This is a genomic window from Bradyrhizobium sp. HKCCYLRH1034 (genome assembly GCF_051168375.1).
Taxonomy (GTDB): Bacteria; Pseudomonadota; Alphaproteobacteria; order Rhizobiales; family Xanthobacteraceae; genus Bradyrhizobium.
Window position 1 is genome coordinate 694692 of sequence record NZ_JBNPUW010000001.1, and the last position, 15640, is coordinate 710331.

Below are 15640 nucleotides of genomic sequence, written 5' to 3' on the forward strand. Positions count from 1 at the left end.
CCTCGGTTACCGCGACTAGCGTTCAAGGGCCCGGAGCGAGCAACGTAGCGGCCTCGGGCATATCTCGGAGGTCTGCGTGCCTGCGTCGCAAATCGTTACCACGAAGGACGGCCGCTTCGGCTACGAGGCATCGGGGACGCCCGAGCAACAGAGCGTTGTGTTCCTGCACGGCATCGGTGGTGCCGCGCGCGCATGGCGTGGTCAGCTCGATTATTTCGGCGAGCGCTGCCATGCGGTGGCCTGGGACATGCCGGGCTATGGCCGATCCGCACGGCTCGACATGGTCAGCATCACCACGCTCGCCGCTGCGCTTCAAGATTTCCTGATCCAGATCGGCGCCAAGCAGCCGATCCTCGTTGGTCATTCCATCGGCGGAATGATCGTACAGGAATGGCTGACGACGCATCCGCAGGCCGCGGCAGCCGTGGTGTTGGCTCAGACCAGCCCGGCGTTCGGCAAGGCCGACGGCGACTGGCAGAAATCGTTCATCGAGGCGCGTCTCGGACCGCTCGATCGGGGCGCGACGATGGCGTCGCTGGCACCGGACCTGGTCAAGGAGTTGGTCGGCGACGATCCCGATCCGCATGGCCTTGAAATTGCAGCCTCCTGCATGGCCGGTGTACCCGAGGCAAGCTATCGCGCCAGCATGTTGGCCCTGCTCGGTTTCGACCGGCGACAAGCCTTGAAGGACATCAAGGTGCCGACGCTGGTGCTCTCGGGCTCGAAGGATCGCAACGCGCCGGCGCCGATGATGGAGAAGATGGCGAGCTTCATTCCTTCGTCCGACTACGTCGAACTTCAGGGCGCCGGTCATCTCGTCAATCTCGAACGGCCCGGCGATTTCAACGCCGCACTCGATACGTTCCTGACGGCACGTGCAACACCAGCGACAGCGGAGAGATGATGACGATCCCGGTCCAGAAGACGGCGACAGCCTCCGGCGAAGCCCTCGATGCTCCGATGTTCGATCCGGCGGCATATCGGCTCACGGCCGAGCAGGCCGACATCATCGCACGGGCCCGGGAACTCGGGCAGAGCGTACTGGCGGGCCGCGCCGCGAGCTGGGATCGCGAGGCGAGCTTTCCGACTGAGAACTACAAGGACCTGCATCGCGCGGGCCTGCTCGGCATCTCCGTTCCCAAGGCTCTCGGGGGCCTCGGCGCGGGCTACCAGACCTATGCACTCACCGCCGCCGAGATCGGCCGCTATTGCGGCGCCACCGCGCTGACCTGGAACATGCACGTCTGCTCGACCCTGTGGTCCGGACCGCTCGCCGACGATCTCGACATGGACGAGGACGTCCGCGCCGAGCACGAGCGGCGGCGCGCGATCCACTACAAGCGCATCGTCGACGACGGCGCGATCTATTCGCAGCCGTTCTCGGAGGGCGGCGCGGCGGCAGCGGGCGGCGTCGCGTTCGGCACCGAGGCCAAGCCGGTCAAGGGCGGCTGGCTGATCAACGGCAAGAAGATCTTCGCCTCGCTTGCCGGACACGCAGATTATTATGGAGTGCTATGCACCGAAGTCAGCGAGGGTGAGAAGGCGTCCCGCCGCAACACGCTCTATCTCGCGGTGCCGGCGAAAACGGAGGGCGTCTCTGTCGTCGGTGACTGGGATCCGCTGGGCATGCGCGGCACGGTGTCACGCACACTGCTGTTCAAGGATGTCTTCGTTGCGGAGGACGCCGCCTTGATGCCGCGCGGCGTCTACTTCCAGGCAGCGATGCGCTGGCCGCACATGTTCATGACGCTGTCGCCGACCTATATGGGGCTGGCGCAGGCCGCGTATGACTTCACCGTCAAATATCTGCGCGGCGAGGTGCCGGGCATGCCGCCGGTCAAGCGGCGGATGTACCCGACCAAGCAGATCGCGGTCGCGCAGATGCAGATCAAGCTGGAACAGATCAAAGGCATCTGGTTCCAGGCCGTCACTGAGGCACGCGCCAATCCGACGAAGGAGCAGGTGCTGCGCGCCTATGCGGCGCAGTACTCGGTGATGGAGGGGGCCAATGATCTGGCGGCGCTCGCCATCCGCACCTGCGGCGGACAATCGATGCTGAAGACGCTGCCGCTGGAGCGCATCTATCGCGACAGCCGTTGCGGCTCCCTGATGTTGCCCTGGACCGCGGAATTGTGCCTCGACCGCATCGGCCGCGAGGCACTGTACGAGCCCGGCGAGACGGACGACTGAGCGTGGACCTCTGCAGCCTGATCGAGCGCAATGCGGCGTTCACGCCGGACAAGCCGGCGATCCATTTCGAAGGCGTAACGCAGAGTTATGCCGATTTCAGCGAGCGCATCGCGCTGATGGCCCGCGCGCTCAAGTCGGAGTTCAGCGTCGGACGTGGCGACCGCGTCGCGATTCTGAGCCTCAACCGGCCGGACTATCTGGTCCTGCTCTATGCCTGTGCGCGGCTCGGCGCGATCCTGGTGCCGTTGAACTGGCGGCTTGCAGTGGCCGAGCAGGTCTTCATTCTCTCGGATGCTGCCGCCAAGGTGCTGGTGCTGGAGCAGGCGTTCGCGCCGGTGCTGCCGGCGCTGGCCGAGAGCCACCCGGAGACAGCGCCGGTCGGCATCGACTTTGCCCCGGCCGACGGACTGACGCTCGATGAACTGCTGGCGCGCGGTCATGGCGACGACCGCAACCCGCACATCGATCTCTCCTGCCCGCTGCTGATCGTATACACCTCGGGCACCACGGGCCGGCCGAAGGGCGCGGTGCTGCGGCAGGAGGCGCTGCTGTGGAACGGGGTGATGAGCCAGCACATGCATGGCCTGACCTCCGATGATCACGTACTGACGGTGCTGCCGCTGTTCCATGTCGGCGGCCTCAACATCCAGACCACGCCGGCCCTGCATCACGGCGCCACCGTCACGCTGCACGCCCGCTTCACGCCGGATTCGACGCTGGCAGCGATCGTCAACGACCGGCCGACATTGACCGTGCTGGTGCCGGCAACCATCCAGGCCGTCACCGAGCATCCCGATTGGAACGCGACGGACCTGTCCTCGCTGAGAGCTGTTGCGACCGGATCGAGCATCGTGCCGCCAGCGCTGATCGAGCGTATCACGGCGCGCGGCGTGCCGGTGCTGCAGGTCTATGGCTCGACCGAGACCTGTCCGATCGCGGTCTACACACGGCTCGGCGGCGACCTCTCGCGCGCAGGCTCGACCGGCCTGCCCGGGCTGTGCTGCGAGGCCAAGATCATCGACAAAGACGGCGACGAGCTTCCGGCGGGCAAAGCGGGCGAGATCGCCGTGCGCGGGCCCAATTTGTTCTTCGAATATTGGGGCAACGCCAAAGCCACGCAACAGGCGATCCATGACGGCTGGTACCGCACCGGCGACATCGCCCAGCGCGATGCCGAGGGGCACTTCTTCGTGCTCGAGCGCAAGAACAACATGATCATCTCGGGCGGAGAGAACGTCTACCCAGCCGAGATCGAGCGCGTGCTCCGCGAGCATTCCGACGTCGTCGATTGCGGCGTGATCGGCCGGCCCGATCCGCGCTGGGACGAGGTGCCGGTGGCGTTCGTCGTCAGGCGCCAGGGCTGCGCGCTGGACGCCGAGACCCTGCGCGCGCATCTGCAGTCGCAGCTCGCGCGCTTCAAGGTGCCGCGCGACATCGTTTTCGTCGACGACCTGCCGCGCACCGCGCTCGGCAAGGTGCAGCACCATCTGCTGCGCCAGATCGACGGCCCCAAATAAGCGAGACGGAGACGCGCTCTTGAAAATTGCAGTGCTCGGCGGCGGCAACGGCTCCTTTGCGGCGGCAGGCGATTTCGCGCTGGGAGGTCACGAGGTCCGGCTGTGGCGCCGCGATGCGGACGCTGTCGCGCAGCATCGCGCGGCGGGCTCGACGATCGTCGTCAAGGACGTCAATGGCCGGCATGAGGCGCGGCTCGCGCTGGTCACGACCGACATCGGCGAGGCTATCAGCGGTGCCGAGCTGATCCTCTGCCCGGCGCCGGCCTTCGCGCAAGCCGACATCGCCCGCCTGCTGGCGCCGCATCTCGCCGATGGGCAGGTCGTGTTCCTGCCCCCGGCGACCTTCGGCACCATGATCTTCGCAGCGGCGGCGCGCGAGGCCGGCAATGAAGCCAGCGTCAGCTACGCCGAGACCGGCACCCTGCCCTGGCTGACGCGCAAGCACGGCCCGTTCGAGGTTGCCATCACCATCCGGGCCAAGCGGCTCCCGGTCGGCGTGTTTCCTCTCAAAACGGCGGAGCACGCGCTCGCGGTGATCGGCCGCGCCTTCCCCGGCGTGACCGAGCCATGCGGCGATGCGCTGTCGGGTGCGCTGATGAATGCCGGCTGCATCATCCATCCGCCGCTGATCGTGATGAATGCCGGCCCCATCGAGCATTTCGAGCGCTGGGACATTCACAAGGAAGGCACGCAGCCCTCTATCCGCCGCGTCACCGACGCGCTCGATGCGGAGCGGATCGCGGTGCGCGAGGCGCTCGGCTACGGCGCGCCGCATTTTCCGCTGGCGCATCACTACGCCAAGGAGGGCGAGATCTGGATGTATGGTCGCGGCTCGCACGACCGGTTGACCGATTCCGGCGATTGGCGCGAGCAGCTCGTGCTGACTGAGCACCGCTACATGCGCGAGGATCTCAGGCTCGGCCTGTCGTTCCTGATCTCGGCCGCCGAGCTGACCGGCACGCCGACGCCGCTCGCCCGCGCCTTCCTGGCCATCGGCGGCGCGATCTGCGGCGAGGACTTCATGGCGACGGGACGTACGCTCGAAAGCCTCGGCTTGGGCGGCCTCGACCGAGCCGCGCTACAGGCGCTGTTAAGCGAGGGATTTGCGGTATGAGCGCGCGCGGTCATATTGCCTGCCTCGGTGCCGGCCGCATGGGCCGCGGCATTGCCGTTGCCTTCGCCTATGCCGGCCATCCCGTGACGATGATCGACATCAAGCCGCGCACGGCGGAAGAGTTCGCCAGCCTGCAGCGCGATGCGCTCGGCGAGGTCGGCGCGACATTCGCGACCTTGGCGCGGCTCGGGATGCTGCAGGCCGCTGACGCCAACAAGCTGATGGACAAGATCGCCGTCGCGCCGGCCGGCTCGAGCGGCGATGTCCTCGCACAGACCACGCTGGTGTTCGAAGGCGTGCCGGAGATCGTCGACCTCAAGCGCGAAGTGCTGGCTGCGGCGTCGCGCGCGGTCGCGCCCGACGTCATCATCGCCTCGACGACATCGACGATCCTGGTCGACGATCTCTCTGGTGCGGTGGAGCGTCCTGAGCGCTTCCTGAATGCGCACTGGCTCAATCCAGCCTATCTGATTCCGCTGGTCGAGATCTCGCCGGGCAAGGCGACCGATCCCGATGTCACCGCGGGGCTGAAGGCGCTACTGGAAGACATCGGCAAGGTGCCGGTGGTCTGCGCGGCGACGCCGGGCTTCATCGTGCCGCGCATCCAGGCGCTCGCCATGAACGAGGCGGCGCGCATGGTCGACGAAGGCGTCGCCAGCGCCGAGGAGATCGACAAGGCGATCCGCTACGGCTTCGGCTTCCGCTACGCGGTGCTCGGCCTGCTCGAATTCATCGACTGGGGTGGCGGTGACATTCTCTACTACGCCAGCCGCTACCTCGAAGGCGCGCTGGGCAGCGACCGCTACCGCGCACCCGAGGTGATCGAGCGCAACATGGCCGAGGGCCGCATCGGCCTGCGCACCGGCGCCGGCTTCCTCGATTATTCCGGGATGGACGTTGCGGCCTATCGCGAGCAGCGGCTCGGCGCGCTGGTCGAGATGCTGCGGCATTTCAAGCTCGCCCGGCCGCCGGTGGTGGATTGAGGCGGAGCACGCGGCAGCAACGGAGCCGTGAGGTGGGCAAAGGCGCGCCACGCCGTCGCCGGATCGTGACGATCTCTCGCGCGCCGTGCCCACCAGTCGCACCGATTGCGTGGATCTACGGTGGGCACGCAACCGCCCTGCGGGTGGCCGCTTTGCCCACCCTACGGCTGCGGTGATCTTCGCCTCTCGCGAATGTTGACCGCAACGACATCAACGAACTCCGACGTCGTCCCGGCGAACGCCGACGGCGGTGGGTGGGGTGGGTTCACGGCTCAAACAGCGGGCCAAATAAACAGCTACGACATAACTGGTCGTTCTCGCGGCGCATCTCGCCCGAGTCATGCATCGAATGGGTCCCTCGCGAATCATGCAGAGGGCGCAGGGAATGCCGGGTGAAGGCCTCACCCATGGCCCGCCTGCGAAAAAAATGCAGGCGGCAGGTACCACAGGCAAAGCCGAACACGCCGGCATTCCCTGCGCGATGGGTCTAACGCTTATACGCAGTCTCCCTGGTGCGCCGGGCTTGTTGGCCACCATCACCGCGCGGCACTCAGGCCGACGCGACTTGATACCAGCATCGGGGTATCAGGACGCTGCGACTTCACGTCCGCGAGCGATCGTTCGTCCGCGCCCTCGTAAGAAGACGCTGCGATCTCTCGCGGCCATCGCATCCCCACCTCGCGTGTCGTGACGATCGCGCGCAACGCCCCTCCGCAGTGAGGCGGGATGCAGAGAGAGAACCATGATTTCCGAAAAATCGCAAGAAGATTATTTTTAACAGAATAGCGGGATGATTCTGTCTCGGCGCTTGTCATTTGGGCCGGCCCGCCCCGTGAGGACGGTGCGCTCCCCTCCCCCTTGCGGGGAGGGGTTGGGGATGGGGGTCCACGAGTTGTGCTTGGAGTGACGAGCACAAGAGCCCTGCATCGATCAACCGATGGCGTGTTGCGGCCCCACGCGTCTCACAGTGGAGGTTTGGGTACGAGCAGTTGTGCCCACAACGAAGTTCAGCGTATGGGGACCCCCACCCCCGCCCCCTCCCCGCAAGGGGGAGGGGAGCGCACTACCGCCGCGGCGGCAGCTCGCCAGTAGAATGCGCAGGACTCTACCCGAACACATCCTGCAGCACGCCGTGCTTGATCACGGCGACCCCATCCAGCTCGATCGTGGTGCCCATCATCGGCAGGTCGAAATGACCCGCCGTGTAGCGGCCGGCAAACTCGTTGGCGCCGGTGGAGAACAGGAAGTTGCCGGGGACGGCGCGCAGCTCGGTGCCGTTGGTGTCGCGCTGGTCGTACATGGCCAGCGCCTCGTAGCGCGCGCCGGGGTTCATGCCCCAGCCGACATGCGACACGGCGTAGGCCTCGCGGTCGCCCCAGGACGCGAGATAAGATCGCATCATCGCTGCGTCGGCGCCCTCGCCTGCCAGATCGGTCACGTAGTCGTCGCGCAGGGTCATCGTGACAGGCGAACTCAGATAACGCTTGAAGGTGAGGTTGATGTCTCCGGGCGCCATCACGATGGTGCCGTTGACCGATTTGCTCTTGGGGAAGCTGACGACGATGCCACCCGGCCAGTGCGCCAGGGTGCCCGGACGATCGGTCCAGCCCCAGACGCCGACGGTGGAGGCGCCCTCCATGATCACGTCGAGGTCGGTGCCGGCCTTCGACGTCACGCGCATCCGCTTGGTTCCGCGCAGCATCTTGGCGGCGGCGCGCACCCGCTTTTCGAGCGCCGAGTCCGGCACCATGCGCTCGAGCGCCTCGGGATGTTCGTTGGAGATCACCAGGATGCGCGCGCCGGCCTTCAGGATCTCCGGCGTCTCCACCGCATGCATCAGGCCTTCGATGGTACAGTCGACGACGAAGCCGGCCTGCTGAAGCGCTGAGACCACCGGCGCGAGCTTGCCGATCGCCTCCGACGCGCCGGTCGAACGGACGGGAACGGGATGCTTGTTGCGCGGGGTCGGCACCACGACATGGAACGGCCGCGCGCCCATCCGCAGCAACGCCAGCTCGGCGATGTGGACGTTCAGCGCCCGGGACTGCGTCTCCGACAGGATCGCAGCGGTGTCGCCCGCCTTCACGGCGCAGCGCTCGAAGATCTCACAGAATGCGTCGATCCATTTCGCCTCGATGCGATCCGCCAGCATGGTCGTTCTCCCGATTGTCGTTGTGTTGTTATCAGACCGAGGGGAAGCCGCGCAGCAGATAAGCGCGCAGGCCTTGCAGCAGGGCGTTGAGAATGAGGCCCAGCAGCGAGATCGTGATCAGCGGCACGAACATGTCGACGGCCTGGAAGGTGCGCGCGGCGGTCACCAGCACGTGACCGAGCCCGTCGGTCGAGGTGATCATCTCGGCCAGGAACACGACGATGCAGGAGATCACGAGGCCGATGCGGCAACCGGTCAGGATCGAGGGCATCGCGGCCGGCAGCACCACCTTCCACAGGACGTCGCGCGGCGGCGTCCCGGCGGCGAGCGCCGACCAGATCAGCTTCTGCTCGACCGTGGCGGCGCCGTAATAGCTCGACAGCAGGATCGGAAACAGCGCATCCGCCGCCACCAGCATGATCTTGGATTCGTGGCCGAAGCCGAGCAGCAGCAGGAAGGCCGGATAGAGCGCGACCTTCGGCAGCGGCGCCAGCACGCGCACGATCGGCTTGACGGCGGCGTTGACAGGCGGGCTCACCGCGGCGGCAATTCCCAGGGAAACACCGAGCACCACGGCGATCGCAAAGCCCGCGAACAGCCGGAATAGCGTCGCCACGATGTCCTGCTGGAAGGTGACGCTGGTGAGTTGCTGGCCCATGCGCTGGAACACCTGTCCCGGCGGCGGCAGCAGGGTCGGCGGCGCGTAGCCGAACGACACCAGCCCCTGCCACAGCAGCAGGACCAGCACGATCGGCGCGGCGCCCAGCAGGATGTCGTTGGAGGTGCGCGTCATGAGAAGCTCAGCGGCATGTCGAACTGCGGCTCGGACCAGCGCACCAGCCAGCGCCTGACGACCTCGAACGCCGCATCGAGGCAGATGCCCATGGCGCCGATGATGATGATCATCGCGAACACCGTGTCGTACTGGCCCATGTCGAGCGCGTTGAACAGGATGTTGCCGGCGCCGGACTGCCGCGCGATCATCTCGCTGGTGACCATCGTGATCAGCGCCAGCACCAGGCCGGTACGGCAGCCGGTCAGGATCTCCGGCAAGGCTGCGGGCAGGACGATGCGCAGCAGGCGCTCGCCGGCCGAGAGCCCCATCGCCGCGCCCGACCACAGCATCTTCTCCTCGACCGCCTTGGCGCCCTCGAAGCTGTGGTAGATCACCGGAAGGCTGACGCCGAGGAAGATCACCAGCGTCTTGGAGATGTCGCCGACGCCGAGCCACAGCATGATGATCGGCATCAGCGCCGCCTTCGGCACCGGGTAGATCAGCATCAGCAGCGGATTGAAGAAGGCGGCGGTCGACCGGCTGCGCCCCATCAGCAACCCGAGCGGAATCGAGAACGCAAGCGCGAGCGCGAAGCCGATCGCCATCCGCCGCAGCGAGGCCATGATGTTGATCAGGGATTCCTTGTCGGTGAGGATCGGCGGGATCGCGCGCAGCGATTCCAGCGCGGTCGGGAAGCTGTCGTTCTTGAGCCCGAGCGAGGCGAGCTGCCAAGCCAGCAGCAGGCCGCAGCAGGCCAGAATCGGCGCGAGCGGCTTCGACAGACCATTCATGACGGCAGCTCGTTGTCACCGGAATCGTCGAACATGCGCTCGATGTCGACGATGTATTTCTGATAGCGCGGGTCCAGCAGCAGTTCCTCGCGGCGGCGCGGCCGGGGCAGATCGATGTCGATCACCTCGCGGATTCGGCCGGGCGAGCGCGACATCATGACGACCTTGTCGGACAGGAACACGGCTTCCTCGACCGAGTGGGTCACGAACAGGACCGTCTTACGGTCGCGCTCCCAGATGTCGAGCAGGTCGTTCTGCAGCCGCGTGCGCGTATGCGCGTCGAGCGCGCCGAACGGCTCGTCCATCAGCAGCACCTCCGGCCCGTAGGCCAGCGTGCGGGCCAGCGCGACGCGCTGCTTCATGCCGCCGGAGAGCTCCTTGGGATAGAATTTCTCGAAGCCGGTAAGTCCGACCATGGCGAGCAAAGTCCGCGCGAGCGCCTCGGCCTTCGCCGGCTTCTTGCCCTGCTGCAGCGGACCATACATGACGTTGCCGAGCACGCTCTTCCAGGGAAACAGCGCGAACTCCTGGAACACCGGGCCGCGATCGGTGCCGGGACCGGTGATCGGCTTGCCCTTCATTTTCGCGGTGCCGCTGGTCGGGCTGACGAAGCCACCGACGATGTAGAGCAAGGTCGACTTGCCGCAGCCGGAGGGACCGAGGATCGAGACGAAGGCGCCCTCGCCGACCGTCAGCGAAATGTCCGACAGCGCGGTGTGGTCGCGGCGCGACGAGGTCTTGAACACCTGCGACACGTGATCGATCTCGATGATCGGCGTGGCCGCGCGACGGCCGAGCGGAGTGCCCGCGAGCTGGCCGGGGCGGATCGGGGTCACGTCCATGTCGGCTTCTCTTTCCGATGCAGCACGCTCAAACGCTCCGTGAAATCAGGCAAGACAGACTGCCGCAGATTAGCAAGAAACCTGCCAATCGTCGCCACGCGCGGATCATTCCCGGTCCTGATCGAACCAGGGCCATTCGGCCGGCCCTTCGTGAGTCACGGCGCCGAGCGGTGCCTGCCCAACGAGTTTCGCGTATTTCGCCAGTGCCCCTGCCCTGTGCCGCGGCGGCCGCTGCGACCACGCGCTGCGACGCACCGCGAGCTCGGACTCATCGAGCAGCACGTCGAGCGTGCGCGCCTTCGCATCGATGCGGATCGGATCGCCGTCTTGCACCAGCGCCAGCGGACCGCCGACGAAGGCTTCCGGCGAGACATAGCCGATGCACATGCCGCGGGTGGCGCCGGAGAAGCGGCCGTCGGTGATCAGCGCGACCTTCTCGCCCATGCCCTGGCCATAGATCAGCGCCGTGACGCCGAGCATCTCGCGCATCCCAGGACCGCCGACCGGACCCTCGTTGCGGATGATCAGCACCTCGCCGGCCTGATAGTTGCGTGCGCGCACCGCGGCGACGCAGGCCTCCTCGTCCTCGAACACCCGCGCGCGGCCCTCGAACACCAGGTTCTTGAGGCCGGCAACCTTGATGACGGCGCCGTCGGGCGCGAGGTTGCCCTTGAGGACAGCGACGCCGCCATCCGCCATGATCGGCCTGGCCGGGCTGAACACGATCTCGCCGTCCGGCGCATTGGCCGCGCCATATTCCTCAGCCAGCGTGCGGCCGGTGACCGTGATGCAGGAGCCGTCGATGTGGCCGCTCTCGATCAGCGCGCGGATCACAACGGCGGCGCCGCCGATGTCGTAGACGTCCTTCGCCGTGTACTTGCCGCCCGGCCTGAGATTGCCGATCAGCGGCGTGCTCGCGAAGACCTCGCCGACATCGTCGAGCGTGAAACGGATGCCGGCCTCATTGGCGATCGCCGGCAGATGCAGCGCGGCGTTGGTGGAGCCGCCGGTGGCCGCGACAATGGCCGCCCCGTTCTCCAGCGCCTTGCGGGTGACGATGTCGCGCGGCAGCGGCCCGCCGCGCGCGAGCATCTGCATGATCAGGCGTCCGGCCTGACGCGCGACGTGCGCTCGCTCGGCATAGACGCCGGGAATCATCGAGACGTTGGGCATCGACAGGCCCATCGCCTCCGACAGCATGCCCATGGTGTTGGCGGTGAACTGCCCGGCGCAGGCGCCGATCGTCGGGAGGCAGGTCCGCTCGATGCCTTCGAGCGTCCGTGCATCGATCTCGCCGGTCATGTAGCTGCCGACGGCCTCGTAAGAATCGAGCACCGTGAGCGTCCGGCCCTGGTAGTTGCCGGGCAGCGCGCTGCCGCCATAGATGAAGATCGACGGCACGTTGCAGCGGACCATGCCCATCATGACGCCGGGCAAGGTCTTGTCGCAGCCGCCGAAGCCGATCAGCGCGTCATAGGCGAGGCCATGGACGACGGCCTCGATGGAGTCGGCAATCAGCTCGCGCGAGAACAGAGAGAACTTCATTCCCTCGTGGTTCATGCTGATGCCGTCGGAGACCGAGACGGTGGCGAACTCGCGCGGCGTGCCGCCGGCCTCCGAGATGCCCGTCTTGGCCGCATCGACCTGGAAGTCGTGCGTCATGTTGCAGGGCGTCTGCTCGCCCTTCTGGCTGACGACGCCGATCATCGGCTTGGCGATGTCGGCATCATCCAGCCCCATCGCGCGCATGAAGGCGCGGTGCGGGGCGCGATCGAGCCCCTCCACCGTCACGCGCGATCGCAGCTTCCTCATCGACAAGGCTCCGCGCCGGCCGCCTACTGGATCGGCGCGACGATCGTCGGATGCTTGAACTGGGCGACGTCGAGCTTCGGCAGCATGCCGGTCTCGGCGTAGATGTCGAGCATCTTCTGGATCGCCGGGAAGTTCGGCGCGGCGACCGGATCGCGGCCGAAATCATTGTCCTTCAGCAGATAGGTGTCGATGACGGCAACCGGCGCCTTCATGACCTCCGACACCACCTTCAAGGTCTCGTCGCGATTGGCGAGCGCCTTCTTCATGCCCGTCGTGATGTCGCGGACATAGGCCTTCACCAGCTCCGGGTTCTTGTCGACGAAGTCGGCGCGGCAGGCCTCGAGGATGTGCACGATGTTCGGCATCGCCTCGGACAGCGAGAACAGCTTGCGGGTGCCGCCCTTGGCCTCGGCGCGCGCTGCAAAGGGTTGATTCATGTTGACGGCGTCGACGCGGCCCTGGCGCAGCGCATCCTCCGACACCGCGAAGCCGACCTCGACCAGCTTGATGTCCTTGGCGGGATCGAGCCCGGCCTGCTTCAGCAGCATGTTGAACGGCCCTTGCGTGCCGCCACCGATCACGGAAATGCCGACCGTCTTGCCCTTCAGGTCGGCGATGGTCTTGATCGGGGAATCGTCCTTGACCGCCCAGTAGACCGAGAAACCGCCCGGCTTCTCATAGACGTGCTGGGCGACGATGTAGGCCTTGAGGCCGCCGCCGACCACGCCGTTCGCCAGCGACAGCGGCGCCTGCGTGGCGCAGTCGAGCGCGCCGGCGGCGAGCGCCTGCGTCATCGGTGCCGTTCCCTGGAACTGGGTCCACTCGATGTTGTAGGTCTTGCCGAGATCCGGAAATTCGGTGGGCCGCTTCATCATCCAGTACTTGGATTCTTCCGCCGGGATGGTCCAGCCGACGCGGATCGTCTGCTGTGCGAATGTCGGCCCCGCGCTCGTCACCAAAGCCATCGCCGCGAGTGCCGCCAGCATCGATCGTTTCCGCATCACGCCCCTCCGCCATTCAAAAAGCAACCTCGCGGAGAATGTTTCATGTCTCAAATATCTGTGCAAGCGCGGAAAACGCCCGCCTTTGCCTGCCCCATGGGCAAGCCCGCCTTGCAGCGCGACAAGGGCGGATCATCGTGAAGTGCCGCGTTCCGTGTGCCGCGGCGCTGTCGACAACGCAAGGTCGCACGCCCCAAGGTGGCGAGAGTGGCCATTCGGCCGACTGGCGTTGCCGCGTCGCACGCGCTAGGGAGAGGCCCCGAATTGACCTTTTGAGGAGTTCTTCGATGTCGATCCAGCGTTTCGAAATTGGCCCGCGCATGAGCCAGGTCGTCGTTCACGGCAATACCGTCTATCTCGCCGGCGTCGTCGCGCAGAAGACGGCCGGTGAAAGCGTTACCAAGCAGACCGAGGAGATTCTCTCGATCATCGACGGCCATCTCGCCAAGGCCGGCACCGACAAGTCGAAGCTGTTGTCGGCGACGATCTACCTCACCGACATCAAGACATTCGGCGAAATGAACGCCGTGTGGGACGGCTGGGTCTCGGCCGGCAACACCCCGGCTCGCGCCACCGTAGAGGCCGGGCTTGCCGCGCCGCAATACACCGTCGAGATCATGGTGATCGCGGCGAAGTAGGCGCTGGGTCGCCGCGCACTAGTCGGTGTCGCGGCGACCAGTGTTGCGATTGAGCGGATCACGCCGCTCGCGCCTGAGCCCTTCCGGAAGCACCGGCTCGGTGCCGGGCAACGGCTTGGCCCGCACGTCGGCGCCCCACTGCTCCTGCTGGTGGGGCGTCGTTTTGTCCTTGACCTGTTGCGGCTGCGGCAGACCGTCCTTGCTGACGGGGTCGTAGGCGCCGGAGCGCAGGTCGCGGGTGTCTCGGCCTGTCATGATCCTTCAACAAGCCTTCTCCAGCTTCCTGATCGCCGGCATGGAACAGATGCCTTCCTGCCGCCACAGGACGACCGGGTCCGCGAGGAGCATAAGTCGCGCGTCGCAACATCAGATGAGCGCAGTGGCGGTCGGCGTCGACGCGATGATGATGCGGACGAGCGCTGGCGATGCAGCCACGGTCAGGACTGCGGCCGCAGCGGCGCGCCCTCGCGGATGCCATCGACCTTTACGGCGAGCCGCTTGATCTTGTCGTAAAGCGTCTGCTTCGGAATGCTCAGCAGCGCCGCGGTCGCCGGCACGTCGCCGAGCTTGCGGCGCAACGCATCCTCGATGATCGAGCGCTCGATGTTCTCCAACTGCCGTGGCAGCGACAGCTCCGAGGCTGCGGCGCCCGAGCGGTCGAGGACCTTGCGGTCGAGCACACCGAGCACGAAGCGGTCGGCGACGTTGCGCAACTCGCGCACGTTGCCCGGCCATGAGTAGCCGAGCAGCAGCGACATGGTCTGCTCGTTCACGATCGGCGCGTCGCGCTCGAACCGCTTGGCGGCCTCGAGGGTGAAGTGCTCGAACAGGATCGGGATATCCTCGCGGCGTTCGCGCAACGGAGGCAGCTCGATGAAGGCGACGCCGAGACGATAATACAGATCGGCGCGGAACAGCTTCTGCTCGCTGAGCTCGAGCAGATTGGCCTTGCTGGCCGCCACCACGCGGCAGTCCACCGCCACGGCCTTGTTGGAGCCGACGCGCTCGACCGAGCGGTCCTGCAACGCCCGCAGCAGCTTCACCTGCACGCTGAGCGGCATGCTCTCGATTTCGTCGAGGAACAGCGTGCCGCCATGGGCATATTCGATCTTGCCGATCCGCTGCTTGGTCGCGCCGGTGAAGGCGCCGGCCTCGTGGCCGAACAATTCGCTCTCAACCAGTGATTCCGGCAGGCCGCCGCAATTCACCGCGACATAGTTGCCGCCGCGCCGGGCGCTGTGAGCGTGCAGGCAACGGGCGACGACGTCCTTGCCGGTGCCGGTCTCGCCATAGATCGTCACGTCGACATTGGTCGAGGCCAGATTGGCGACGAGGCGGCGCACCTCCTGGATCTGCGGCGAGCGCCCGAGCAGGCTCGCCTCGATGCCCTGGCGGTCGGCGAGCGCCGAGCGCAAGGTGCGGACTTCGAGCGTCAGGCGACGCTTGTCGAGGGCGCGGCGCACGACGGAGACGAGCTGCTCCGACGAGCACGGCTTCTCGATGAAGTCATAGGCGCCGTTGCGCATCGCTTCCACGGCCATCGAGATGTCGCCATGACCGGTGACCAGGATGACCGGCAGGTCCGGATCGAGCCGGTGCAGCTCGGACAGCCACTCGGTGCCGCTCTTGCCGCGCAGCCGCACGTCGGAGACCACCACGAACGGCATGTCGGCGCGAACGATTCCGCCTGCGGCTTCGGCGGAGGCGAACGGCGTCACCGACAGGCCGGCGAGCTGCAGCGCCTGGACGGCGCCGATGCGGACATCCTCGTCGTCCTCGACATAGATCACGCCGACCGGTTGCTCAGGAGTCATGTGGGAACCTC

Annotated in this window: 14 protein-coding genes; 6 read left to right on the forward strand and 8 right to left on the reverse strand. The window is 66.5% G+C overall.

Annotation, left to right across the window (positions count from 1 at the left end; genetic code table 11):
* Positions 1-76: 76 nt before the first annotated feature.
* Genes ACQR0W_RS03115 through ACQR0W_RS03135 form a run of 5 tightly spaced genes read left to right on the forward strand, consistent with a single transcriptional unit; the run spans position 77 to position 5804 of the window.
* Complete coding sequence (locus tag ACQR0W_RS03115) at positions 77-904, forward strand: alpha/beta fold hydrolase (RefSeq protein WP_316170661.1); 828 nt, start codon at positions 77-79, stop codon at positions 902-904.
* Positions 904-2190, forward strand: coding sequence for an acyl-CoA dehydrogenase family protein (locus ACQR0W_RS03120; protein WP_316170662.1), 1287 nt, complete (start codon positions 904-906; stop codon positions 2188-2190). Before ACQR0W_RS03115 ends, ACQR0W_RS03120 begins: the two co-directional genes overlap by 1 nt.
* Before the next feature lie 2 nt (positions 2191-2192).
* The gene (locus ACQR0W_RS03125) at positions 2193-3707 is read left to right on the forward strand and encodes a class I adenylate-forming enzyme family protein (RefSeq protein ID WP_316186871.1); all 1515 of its coding nucleotides are present in this window, start codon (positions 2193-2195) and stop codon (positions 3705-3707) included.
* Between the two features lie 19 nt (positions 3708-3726).
* A complete protein-coding gene (locus tag ACQR0W_RS03130) occupies positions 3727-4821 on the forward strand; it encodes an NAD/NADP-dependent octopine/nopaline dehydrogenase family protein (protein ID WP_316164298.1) in 1095 nt (364 codons plus the stop codon).
* On the forward strand, positions 4818-5804 hold the full coding sequence (locus tag ACQR0W_RS03135; protein ID WP_316186873.1) for a 3-hydroxybutyryl-CoA dehydrogenase: 987 nt from the start codon (positions 4818-4820) through the stop codon (positions 5802-5804). The genes ACQR0W_RS03130 and ACQR0W_RS03135 overlap by 4 nt, the downstream gene beginning before the upstream one ends.
* Before the next feature lie 1105 nt (positions 5805-6909).
* Here the strand turns inward: ACQR0W_RS03135 and ACQR0W_RS03140 are convergent.
* The 6 genes from ACQR0W_RS03140 to ACQR0W_RS03165 form a co-directional block, all read right to left on the reverse strand.
* Entirely contained in the window at positions 6910-7956 is a 1047-nt protein-coding gene (locus ACQR0W_RS03140) for a peptidase M29 (RefSeq protein ID WP_316170663.1), read from the reverse strand.
* Between the two features lie 31 nt (positions 7957-7987).
* The gene (locus ACQR0W_RS03145) at positions 7988-8749 is read right to left on the reverse strand and encodes an ABC transporter permease (RefSeq protein ID WP_315752008.1); all 762 of its coding nucleotides are present in this window, start codon (positions 8747-8749) and stop codon (positions 7988-7990) included.
* On the reverse strand, positions 8746-9522 hold the full coding sequence (locus ACQR0W_RS03150) for an ABC transporter permease (protein ID WP_315715605.1): 777 nt from the start codon (positions 9520-9522) through the stop codon (positions 8746-8748). Before ACQR0W_RS03150 ends, ACQR0W_RS03145 begins: the two co-directional genes overlap by 4 nt.
* Positions 9519-10364, reverse strand: a complete 846-nt coding sequence (locus ACQR0W_RS03155) for an ABC transporter ATP-binding protein (protein WP_315715604.1) — start codon at positions 10362-10364, stop codon at positions 9519-9521. Before ACQR0W_RS03155 ends, ACQR0W_RS03150 begins: the two co-directional genes overlap by 4 nt.
* A gap of 105 nt (positions 10365-10469) precedes the next feature.
* Positions 10470-12176 (reverse strand): dihydroxy-acid dehydratase, encoded by a 1707-nt coding sequence (gene ilvD / locus ACQR0W_RS03160; RefSeq protein WP_316164296.1) that lies wholly within the window; start codon positions 12174-12176, stop codon positions 10470-10472.
* 23 nt (positions 12177-12199) lie between these two features.
* Positions 12200-13177, reverse strand: coding sequence for an ABC transporter substrate-binding protein (locus ACQR0W_RS03165; RefSeq protein WP_316170664.1), 978 nt, complete (start codon positions 13175-13177; stop codon positions 12200-12202).
* Positions 13178-13464: 287 nt separating this feature from the next.
* Between ACQR0W_RS03165 and ACQR0W_RS03170 the strand changes: the two genes are divergently transcribed.
* Positions 13465-13815 carry a RidA family protein gene (locus ACQR0W_RS03170; protein ID WP_315715601.1) on the forward strand — a complete coding sequence of 117 codons (351 nt, stop codon included), beginning with the start codon at positions 13465-13467 and terminating at the stop codon, positions 13813-13815.
* 18 nt (positions 13816-13833) lie between these two features.
* Here the strand turns inward: ACQR0W_RS03170 and ACQR0W_RS03175 are convergent, their stop codons facing one another.
* A complete protein-coding gene (locus ACQR0W_RS03175) occupies positions 13834-14070 on the reverse strand; it encodes a hypothetical protein (protein ID WP_316188138.1) in 237 nt (78 codons plus the stop codon).
* Positions 14071-14252: 182 nt separating this feature from the next.
* Entirely contained in the window at positions 14253-15629 is a 1377-nt protein-coding gene (locus tag ACQR0W_RS03180; RefSeq protein ID WP_316235131.1) for a sigma-54-dependent transcriptional regulator, read from the reverse strand.
* Positions 15630-15640 lie beyond the last annotated feature (11 nt).